Annotated in this window: 12 protein-coding genes; 3 read left to right on the top strand and 9 right to left on the bottom strand. The window is 41.6% G+C overall.

Annotation, left to right across the window (positions count from 1 at the left end):
* Positions 1-457 (bottom strand): Uma2 family endonuclease (locus PI95_RS33140; protein WP_163519417.1); only part of this gene is annotated, 457 nt, incomplete at its 3' end.
* Between the two features lie 32 nt (positions 458-489).
* Complete coding sequence (locus PI95_RS33135) at positions 490-714, bottom strand: hypothetical protein (RefSeq protein WP_039739925.1); 225 nt, start codon at positions 712-714, stop codon at positions 490-492.
* Between the two features lie 227 nt (positions 715-941).
* Between PI95_RS33135 and PI95_RS33130 the strand changes: the two genes are divergently transcribed.
* Together PI95_RS33130 and PI95_RS33125 are read left to right on the top strand one after the other, a co-directional pair.
* Positions 942-1,217, top strand: a complete 276-nt coding sequence (locus PI95_RS33130) for a hypothetical protein (protein ID WP_039739923.1) — start codon at positions 942-944, stop codon at positions 1,215-1,217.
* Positions 1,196-1,570, top strand: a complete 375-nt coding sequence (locus tag PI95_RS33125; RefSeq protein ID WP_201280707.1) for a type II toxin-antitoxin system VapC family toxin — start codon at positions 1,196-1,198, stop codon at positions 1,568-1,570. The genes PI95_RS33130 and PI95_RS33125 overlap by 22 nt, the downstream gene beginning before the upstream one ends.
* On the opposite strand, the gene PI95_RS33120 is transcribed toward PI95_RS33125, so the two are convergent.
* Both PI95_RS33120 and PI95_RS33115 read right to left on the bottom strand, forming a co-directional pair.
* A complete protein-coding gene (locus PI95_RS33120) occupies positions 1,556-1,720 on the bottom strand; it encodes a hypothetical protein (RefSeq protein WP_163519415.1) in 165 nt (54 codons plus the stop codon). The genes PI95_RS33125 and PI95_RS33120 overlap by 15 nt on opposite strands.
* Before the next feature lie 3 nt (positions 1,721-1,723).
* On the bottom strand, positions 1,724-1,936 hold the full coding sequence (locus PI95_RS33115; protein ID WP_039739922.1) for a type II toxin-antitoxin system HicB family antitoxin: 213 nt from the start codon (positions 1,934-1,936) through the stop codon (positions 1,724-1,726).
* 463 nt (positions 1,937-2,399) lie between these two features.
* Between PI95_RS33115 and PI95_RS33110 the strand changes: the two genes are divergently transcribed.
* Positions 2,400-2,882 (top strand): cupin domain-containing protein, encoded by a 483-nt coding sequence (locus tag PI95_RS33110; protein ID WP_163519416.1) that lies wholly within the window; start codon positions 2,400-2,402, stop codon positions 2,880-2,882.
* Between the two features lie 64 nt (positions 2,883-2,946).
* Here PI95_RS33110 and PI95_RS33105 read toward each other — a convergent pair whose 3' ends face one another.
* From PI95_RS33105 to PI95_RS33085, 5 genes are all read right to left on the bottom strand, one after another.
* Positions 2,947-3,921, bottom strand: a complete 975-nt coding sequence (locus tag PI95_RS33105) for a protein rep (protein ID WP_052324790.1) — start codon at positions 3,919-3,921, stop codon at positions 2,947-2,949.
* A gap of 501 nt (positions 3,922-4,422) precedes the next feature.
* Complete coding sequence (locus PI95_RS33100; RefSeq protein ID WP_039739918.1) at positions 4,423-4,734, bottom strand: HigA family addiction module antitoxin; 312 nt, start codon at positions 4,732-4,734, stop codon at positions 4,423-4,425.
* Between the two features lie 79 nt (positions 4,735-4,813).
* A complete protein-coding gene (locus tag PI95_RS33095) occupies positions 4,814-5,092 on the bottom strand; it encodes a type II toxin-antitoxin system RelE/ParE family toxin (RefSeq protein ID WP_039739917.1) in 279 nt (92 codons plus the stop codon).
* A 93-nt stretch (positions 5,093-5,185) separates the two neighbouring features.
* Positions 5,186-9,187 carry a magnesium chelatase subunit H gene (locus tag PI95_RS33090; RefSeq protein ID WP_039739916.1) on the bottom strand — a complete coding sequence of 1,334 codons (4,002 nt, stop codon included), beginning with the start codon at positions 9,185-9,187 and terminating at the stop codon, positions 5,186-5,188.
* Between the two features lie 518 nt (positions 9,188-9,705).
* Positions 9,706-9,909: a hypothetical protein gene (locus PI95_RS33085; protein ID WP_039739899.1), complete on the bottom strand. Its 204-nt coding sequence runs from the start codon at positions 9,907-9,909 to the stop codon at positions 9,706-9,708.
* Between the last annotated feature and the right edge of the window lie 293 nt (positions 9,910-10,202).

The following is a 10,202-nucleotide window of genomic DNA, read 5'->3' as shown; positions in this document are numbered from 1 at the left end:
ATTTGCGATTAATTAACCAACCCAAACGCGCACCATTATCTCGATATTCTCGCATCTTTTCTTGAGTTTCTCTCAAACTATCAGTCGGTGAAAGTAACTCAACAACAAAATCAGGACAAAGTGGTAAAAATCTGGTTTGTTGTTCTTGAGTCAGTGCATTCCATCTTTCTAATTTTATCCAAGAAGCGTCAGGTGAACGGTCTGCACCATTAGGAAGTTTAAAACCACCAGAAGAATCAAAGGCGATACCAGTGTTATCTGCGTCCGCCCAATTAAATAACTGCTGGTTGAGTCTACCATTACGGTTTCCAGTTTCTCCCCCTGTGGGTGGCATAATGATTAATTCTCCAGTGGCTGTGCGTTCAAATCTCAAGTCCCGGTTTGCTTGACATAGCTGGAAAAATTGCTCATCTGTCAGTTCCAATACTGGTTTAAGGTTAACTGTTAGGGCGTTCATAAGCAGGATAGAGCATGAAGCCAAAAAGCTACTTATTTTATGATGGCATGATAGAAGGCGATCGCCAAAATAACAAATGCGATCGCCGAAATAGCTTTTGCGAGCGCCGAAATAGCTTTTGCGATCGCCAAAATAACAAATCCAGTCGCCAAAATAGCTTTTGCGAGTGCCGAAATAGCTTTTGCGAGCGCCGAAATAGCTTTTGCGAGCGCCGAAATAGCTTTTGCGAGCGCCGAAATAGCTTTTGCGAGCGCCAAAATAGCTTTTGCGAGCGCTTGTTATGCAAGAGAAAGCGTAGACGATTTACTCGGCTTGTCGTTAGACATCGCTTTGCAGAAAACCTCAAAAACAAAGCGTTTTGACGAGACTTATGATATTTTTCATTTAAATATTGATAATAACCGAAAGCGATACCTACGGTAACGCACTCCCCGCACTTGGTTGTTATAATATAATTTGTAGTTAATGCCAGAGAAATTACCTTGTGGACTCTACATTTAACTGGAACCCAGAACAGACTTTACTTGAAAAAGTAAGAAATTTGGCTATTAAACGAGGTCAATCGCCCGAATCAATTATCAGTGAAGCTGTTAGATTATACATCGAAACCCAATTGCTAGAAACGGTTGATGATACTGTGCCTGACCCATTAATTGGCTTATTTGCAGCAACACCTGATTTAGCTATCAAGTCAGAAGATATTCTCCAAGATGAGGTAACAGAAAAATCAGGTTGGACATGGAAAAAACCCCAGCAGTAGCTGATACGGGCTTCGTTGTAGCATTGTTGAATCGTTCAGATACAATGCACAATAGTGTTACAACAGTATATACAAAACAAAAACAAATTTTATTGCCACAAACAGTATTAGCGGAAGTAGCCTATCTTGTAGGGCGCAATGCAGATTTAGCGACGGTAGTAGCTTTCTTAAAAGGACTATCTGCGAGTAGATTTGCTTTAATAGCTTTGATAGACAAAGATGTGATGCGTGTGGCTGAAATTTTGGATGAATATGCAGATAGTCGGATTGATTTTGTAGATGCAAGTGTTATGGCTATAGCTGAACGCTATGGTATTAAAAAAATATTGACTGAGCGATCAGCGAGATTTTAGATTATTTCGACCTAAACATTGCGATAGTTTTGAGATTTTACCCTGAAGAAAATAATAGTTAACAAACATTGCGATCGCTTGGGGAAGAATGAGCGATCGCTTTGCAGAAAACCTCAAAAATAAAGCGATCGCTTTTAAGAATGCATTCATCAGTTACGCGGACATCAACCGCTGTTTCGCTTCAGGAATTTGACGCCCTAATTCTTCAGCAGTTTGAATCCACTCCTGCATAATAATTTCTACATTTTGCAGTGCTTCTTGATAAGTTTCGCCATCAGCAGCGCATCCAGGTAACTCTGGAACCTCGGCGATAAACGCTTGGTCTTCTTGACTCCAGTAGAGAATTATTTCATAGCGTAGTGTCATTTTGTTCTCCTAACTATTATTTATAAGTTGCTAAAAAATCTAACATATCTGTAGATATGCGAAATTTTGCGTCTCTACATTTTTTTAATTTATCACTTTTTATCGAAGTTATTTATCACTTTCAAGTGAAGTTAGTCTTCTTATCAGGTATCCAATAAATGGATATTTGATAAGAAGGCTATCGCCCAATATAAACATGATGATATGACTGTTCTTTAAGACTGTCGTACTTATTCAAGGCACTCATTTTTATCAGTTCCTTCGGATTGATAAAAATTGAAAAGTCTGATGACTGTTTTTTCAAACTGTCGTACTTATTCAAGGCACTCATTTTTATCAGTTCCTTCGGATTGAATTTGTATTGAAAAGTCTGATAACTCTTCTTTAAGACTGTCGTACTTATTCAAGGCACTCACATTGAGCTAACGCTTAATGGAAAAATGATAATTCTCTGGTGTTAATCATGTCTTTAATTCAGAAGATTGGATATATTCGTCGTGATTTGAATATTCTCCATAGTTGGTGTAAATGTCAATCAGGTATGGGGCAAATGCACAATAGTCGTTACGCTTTCAACAGAACTCATAAATGGTTTAAGCATAGTGTTATCTTAAGTCCAAATCCCACTATCACCCAAGGTTATTGGGACGAAAGAGTTTTTAGGCTTGGGAATCGGATTTATCCCGAATGGGATTGTGCCTTGCTTTGTCATTATGGTCTTGGTGGTCATATGAAACCGCACACTGACCACGTGGTCTTTCACTTTTTCACTGTCTTGGTTAATATTGGATACTGCACTTTCCGCATTGGAAATGAAGAACATTTGCTTGACGATGGACAGGTAATTTCGTTTAACTCAAACATTCCTCATGAACTTCTTCCTGTTTCTTCTGAGCGAGCCTCATTGACTTTCCGCCGAATTCATAGTATCTACATCCCTAATTAGTATATAACGTTCTGGTAGTCTGCATTTCATGTCTTTGGTGGTGTCGCGGATACACCTCTAAATTTTAATAATATTTCTTTTGCTTGCTTCCCCACCTGAAAAGCAGACTTTCTCTATCAACCTCATTCATCTCTTCACTCTCGCCAATGAGGTCTTGGTTTTTCTCCTCTAATTCCCGCATATAATGCCTAAGTATACCTCCAACCGCGATCGCTCTGGTTTTGTGCAGTTGGCGGGTTAACTCCAAAAACCATTCTCTATCAGCTACTAAATCAGACACCTTGATCTGATACTTAAGAATTTCTGGAATTAGTAATTTGGGGTCATGATCAAGTGCGATCGCACTTATATGAACTACTGGCTGATAATCAACTCGCAAGCATTGCTGCCATAATTCCACCCACTTGGCTTGGGAAATATAGCCATGACTAAAATAAGAAGGCTGCACCATTGATAAAATATGCAAATGCGGATGTGCTGAAATCCCGTCTCTACCTTTGGTAACTTCTATTGATTTTACCCAACCTTTGATAGGCCATGCTTTTAACTCAGTCAAACGCTTAAAAGCTTTGTTTATGCAATCCAAAGTTTGTCGTAATTCTTTAATATGACAATTTTTGACTGTCAATGTGATGAATAGCCAGCGATATTTGGGATAATCTGTAACAACCTGTGGCAGAATTTTATAAGCCTTTGCTTTCCACTTCAGACTTCTACGCCACTGACAAACCGGACAATGACGAACCCGACAAAATTGGGCATTTAATAACTTTAAGTTGAGGATATCTTCCGATTCATCGGGCAACAATTCAAACTCTAACCATTCGGAACACCTTCTAACTCGTAATGCATAGTTTTTAAAGGAAGCTTCACTTGCGCTAGCGTAATAATTGGAAATTTTCTCAGCATTTGCTCGGTGTTTATCCCAAGTTTTGCCTATCTTGGAAACTTCGGATAAATTCAGTTGATTTTTATCTTTTTTGTCTTGGTGTGATAAATTGACAGTAGTAAAACCGCCGTCTGATGCTTGAAAGGACATTATAAACCCTGATGTGTTTTGTTTGGTATGAACAACCAAAATTAACACTTATTTGACAATTTTATCTCAGGATTTATACTTAGAGAGGAAATCTGTTAATTATCATCAATGTAGCCCTCAGGCTATAAGCCTGGACGCCAGGTGCTACAACGGAGGGAACCTCACGCCAGTTCGCTCAAGTCGGGAGACCCGCCCACGCGACTGGCTCCGCAACGCACTGGCTCGGCTATACATACAAAGCCCACCTTGTCCTAAGGGACACGCTACGCGAACGTGGGCTTCGTTAGTGTAGCCGCACCCTTCTAGGGTGTCGGCGATACGCACATCACAACTACTCTACGCCCTCAATCCGATCCTCAACCTCTTGATACAACTCGCGCAGACGAGCTAAATTATCCTCGCTAGTCTCCCAATAACCTCTGCGTGAGATTTAAAAATTTGGTTCATTCACCTGAAAATTGCTGTAAATTTCAATCATTCAAAAATTATTCACAATTTCTTCTAAACCAAAGTCATGACTTGCTCATATTCTTCTTTATGGCTTTGCAAAGCATCCCAAAGTTCAACTTTTTGCTGAAGATTAAGCCAAAGTCTTGGACCATTTCCTAAAGCTTTACCAAGACGTATTGCTATATCTACTGTAATTGATCTTTGACCATTAATAATTTCCTGAATTGTTTGATTAGATACTCCTAAAATTTCTGCAAAATTTGCGGTATCAATATTTAAATCATCTAAAATATCTGCAATTACTTCGCCAGGATGTATTGGTCTTACTAATCTATCATCAGTAATATCTTGCCAATTATCCATAATTAATACTTCTTACTTAATAATTTGGTTCACTTTATTTAGCATGGTCTAGCCAATTAATATCATCTTAACACAATAGTTAATGATAATCTTCAAGATTGACATCATAAGCATCACCATCTTCAAATTTAAAAGTTATACGCCAGTTTGCTGACACCTTAATTGACCAAGTTCCTTTACTATCCCCTTTTAATTCATGCAAATTATAACCTGGTAATTTAATATCTTCTACAATTAAGGCTGAGTCTATAACTTCAAGTCTGATTCTAATTTTCTTTTCTAAGTTTGCAGGGATTCCTTTATTAAAATTTTCTCTAAATAGATTTTCTAATGCTTTATTTTTAAATGTTTGAATCATCTATTTTTCAATTTTATCTTAGGCGGTTAAATCATTTATAGTGATATCCTAGATTGAAAAATTAGGGCAGGCATCTTGCCTGCCCTACAAGGACTACTCTACCCCTTCAATCCGATCCTCAACCTCCTGGTACAACTCGCGTAACTTGTTCAAATTCTCTTCGCTAGTCTCCCAATAACCGCGACCATTCACCTCCAATAAAGTTGATACAACCTTGCGGAAAGAATGCGGATTCAGATTCATCAATCGCTGACGCATCGCTTCATCTTTGATGAAGGTTTCGTTAGTATCCTCATAAATCCAGTTATCAACGGCGCCGGCTGTCGCACTCCAACCCATCGTATTCACCAATCGCTTGGAAAGTTCGCGCACACCTTCGTAACCGTGAGACAACATCCCCTCATACCACTTCGGATTTAACAATTTGGTACGCGCATCAAGACGGACGGTTTCTGATAATGTCCGCACTTGAGCGTTTGCTGTAGTCGTGTCGGCGATGTATGATGCTGGTGTCTTGCCATCATCGCGCAGACTTGCTACAAGCTTGGTGGGGTCGGAGTCGAAGTAGTGGGAAACATCGGTCAAGCTAATCTCGGAAGAATCGAGATTTTGAAAAGTCGCTTCCGCAGTTTTCAAAGTGCTTTCAAAAATATTCCGCGATTCGTCCATCATACCGGGGTTATCGGAATTGAAGGCGAAAGATTTCCGCTTCAGGTACATTTCTTGTAACTCGGCTTCGCTGTCCCAAGTGCTGTTTTCTACCGCCAAGTTGATGTTGGACGAGTAGGAACCGGAAGCGTTGGAGAAGACGCGAGTTGCGGCTTGACGCAAGTTGATTCCCATGTCCTCAGCTTGTTGCAAAGCATGTTTGCGAACAAAGTTCATCGATGGCGGTTCATCCGCTTCCGCTGCCATTTTCACACCTTGGTCTAACAGATTCATCTGGTTGATGAACAAGTCGCGGAACACTCCCGAACAGTTGATGACTACATCAATTCTCGGTCTTCCCAACTCTTGTAAAGGTATTAATTCCAGCTTGTTTACTCTTCCCAAAGCATCGGGAACCGGACGCACGCCAATCATCCACATAATTTGAGCCAGGGATTCACCGTAAGTTTTGATGTTATCGGTTCCCCAAAGGACGCAGGCGATGGTTTCGGGATACTTTCCGCCGTTTTCAACCTTGTTACGCGCCAAAAGCCTGTCTACGACGATTTTGGCTGATTGTACCGCCGCTGTTGTCGGGATAGATTGGGGGTCAAGTGCGTGTATATTTTTACCTGTAGGTAAAACATCCGGGTTGCGGATGGGGTCGCCACCGGGACCGGGAAGGATGTACTCACCTTCTAAACCTTTGAGTAAAGCACCGAGTTCGTTATCTGCACAAACTTGCTGCAAACAGAATTCCAAATACTCAAACAACGGTTTAAGTGCGGTTGAATCAACTTTGGGGAATGGACGGGAAGACCCCGCCCCTACGTGCAATGCTTCTAACCAAGGTTCCTTTTTGCCCATGTTGAAGAAATTCAACTTGGAAACGCGGGAAACTCGCCCTTCTGCGTCGGTTTGCTCTTTCACAAGGGCGCTGACGGCTTCACGGGTGGCTAGAGTGATGTCTTGCAGCAGTTGGACATCTTCTAAAATACCCCGATCGCTATTTTGATAAATTTCATCCAAATCGCGTCCGATGCTGTTAGCGATAATTCGCGGCAAACCGAGGATTTCTTCTTCTTGACGATCTAAGCTAGCGATGTTGACCAAAGTAGCGATCGCTTCTGACGCAGTTGGTGGTTTACCAATTACGTGCAATCCACAAGGCAACAACCTCGATTCAATCTCCATCAACTTGCCATACACGCTGCCAACTATATTATCCCGCTCTTCGGCGCTCATCTCTTTAGCATCGGTTTTGGCAAATTCGATATCTTTATCCAAGTTCACCAACCGGCATTTATCCATAATGCTGTTGACAATCGGAACACCGCGTCCGGTATCTTTCAAGGTTTGGTAAGATGCGATTAACTCGCTTAATTCTTTCAAACCTTTGTATAAACCTGCATTTTCCGCCGGCGGAGTTAGATAAGAAATTGTCTCTGCATAACTGCGACGTTTGGCGATCGTCGCTTCACTAGGATTGTTGGCTGCGTAATAATACAGATTGGGAATCATACCAATCAGGTTATCTGGATAACATTCTCCAGACATCCCCATTTGTTTTCCGGGCATGAATTCCAAGGAACCATGCGTCCCGAAGTGCAGTACAGCATCTGCTCCCCAAAGTTGCTCTAAGTATGTGTAGTATGCAGCGAAACCATGATGCGGACTTGCAGAACGCGAGAATAATAATCGCATCGGGTCGCCTTCGTAACCAAAAGTCGGCTGTACACCGATAAAGACGTTACCAAATTGCTTACCATAAATTAGCAGATTTTGTCCATCGCTGTTGAGATGTCCGGGAGGTGGTCCCCAATTTTCTTCTAAGCGGTGGGAATAAGGTGTCAGTGCTTCATATTCTTGCACCGACATTTTGTAGGCGATGTTTAATTCTGGGCTGCTATACTGCGCTTGGGCATCGTGGATGACTTCTTGCATCAACGCTTCCGGTGATTCTGGCAATTCTGGTAAGTCATAACCGTTATTTTTCAGCGCTTTCATCACTTCAAAGATGGAACCGAATACATCTAGGTAAGCTGCGGTTCCGACGTTTCCTTTATCTGGGGGAAAGCTGAAAACGGTGATGGCGACTTTTTTGTGTAGCTTTGGTTTGCGGCGGAGATTTGCCCATTTTAAAGCACGTTGAGCGATCGCTTCAATTCTATCTTGGAGTGCGATCGCTTTTCCTGTTGTTCCATCCCTGCCTGATACAATTATCGGCTCAATTGCTCCATCCAATTCCGGAATTGCAATTTGCAACGCTACTTGAATCGGATGTAAACCTAAATCGCTATCTTGCCATTCTTCAGTAGTTTGAAACACCAAAGGCAAGGCTACCATGTAAGGACGATTCAAACGCTTCAACGTCTCAATCGCTTTCGGATGGTCTTGTCTTGCTGGTCCACCCACCAAAGCGAAACCAGTCAGCGATACCACAGCATCGACTAGCGATGTTTTGGAAGTCGATTCCAAAAAATACGCTTCCACAGGTTTAGAAAAGTCCAAACCGCTAGCAAATACCGGAATTACTTTTGCACCGAGGCATTCCAATTCCTGCACCATTGCCACATAATGGGCATCATCTCCCGTTACAAGGTGCGTGCGTTGCAGTACTAGTCCCACACAAGGCGCCAACGGATCTTTCAAATCTGCGGAAATATCCTTGCGACCCGTATACCAATTGAGGTATTCTTTTACATCCTCAAACATCGTCGGTGCTAAAGGATGCCAAATCCCCATATCCGGATAAACGACCGGCGCTTGATATTGTAGAGACGCGATTAATCGCGTCTCTACATCTTTTAATACATATTTATCAGCTAGCATTAGCAAGAAGTTTTCCAGGTTTTCTGAAGAACCACCTAGCCAATACTGAAAACTGAGCATGAAATTTCGCGCATCCTGTGCTTTTTCCATTGGCAGGAACTTTAGCACTTGCGGCAGTGTTCGCAACAGCTTCAGCATTCCATCTTGGAATCCTGCACCGGATTTTTCCTTGCGTTTTCGCATAAATTGTGCTACAACGCTTTTTGACTGTCCCAACTGTGCCAAGGAGAAACTGCCCATTTTATTTAGGCGCATCACTTCTGGCATAGATGGAAAGACCACAGAAACGTCTAGCTTTGACCGATGTGGTTCTACAGCTGCTACTACTTTCTGCGCTAAGTCTTCTATAAAAATTAGTGAGGCGATGAAGATATTCGCAGTCTCGATTTCCCGCTTGAACTGTTCGTAGTTCTCTGGATCTCGAAGTTCTTCAATTAAGTACCCGCTGATTTCAATCGCCACGTTGGGATGTTGCGCGTTAATCGTGCGAACCGCTTGTGACAATGCGCTTTGGTACTGGGACTCAAGCACGACATAGACCACCTTGATTAAATTACGTCCGCGTAAGTTATCTGGCGCAATATGTCGAATGGTGGACTTGACGTGGGTGAACATGCTAATGAAGCTCCTAGTTATGCGTGTTCTCATGGCGGAAGTTTCCACAGCAAATTATGCTCCTGGTAAACTTCCTCTCTTTATGGATATGAGTTGTTTTTATCAGAAAATGCTTACTTGGTGGGAGTTTTGTCGCTTATCTGACACAAATCGATATATAAAACGAAAGATTTTTTAAAAAATATTGACAAATTGAAAAGTATTACTACTATTTTTGTAACTAAAACTTCATATATGCGACTAGAGACTGGGGACTAGGGTAAGGAACTAACAACTAACAATCAACCAATGCAATCAGTATTTTTCTCTGCTTGGCTGTTAATTGATTGGCAAAGTTGGGAAGTATATCAATAGGGGTATGAAAGGTGATATGGAATCCGGTTTTATCCCTTACACTCAAGCATAGAGAGATAATATGATTGAAAACAACTTTGTAAATACTTCTATTGATAAAGCTCAAACTGCGCTATTTTCCTTAATTGAAAAATTAAAATTAGCGCAAAAGAAAAAGTTTGTGTTCACTCTAGACCCTCGACTAGTTTTTTAAATAGTAACTTTGCAGCTTTGGCACTAATGCGCGATCGCACTAATCTTACCGGACGCCCCGCCGACTTTTCAGCGTCCAACTGACTACCGAGAATTTCACCAATTTCATTATCAAGGCGGCAGCGCTTAACCTCGATGCGGGTAAAAACCCATTGCCAGAAGGCAATACGGCACAAGTCAGAGCCTCCGACAATTTTAATTTTACTTTTATCCCCTCAACGCCGCGCACACCAGGCATATATATAGGTGTGGTTGCAACTTGGTAACAGTTAATGCCAATAACGTTATTGGCAGGAATTGGTCCTAAGCCTTTGGATGAAAGGCAGTCAAAACGTTGATTGTTAGGGCGAGTCCTTCACGCTTACAAATATCGACAGGCTTCAAGGGTTCTCTTAGACGCGAAGCGCGAACATCCGAGTAATTGGTTGGGTGTTGCGGATCTTTAAAACAATGTGTCCTAATTTGTCGT

The organism is Hassallia byssoidea VB512170, from assembly GCF_000817785.2.
GTDB classification, from domain to species: domain Bacteria; phylum Cyanobacteriota; class Cyanobacteriia; order Cyanobacteriales; family Nostocaceae; genus Hassallia; species Hassallia carrinoi.
Note: the sequence above shows the minus strand (reverse complement) of the source record. Positions and strands in the feature narration are given on the sequence as shown.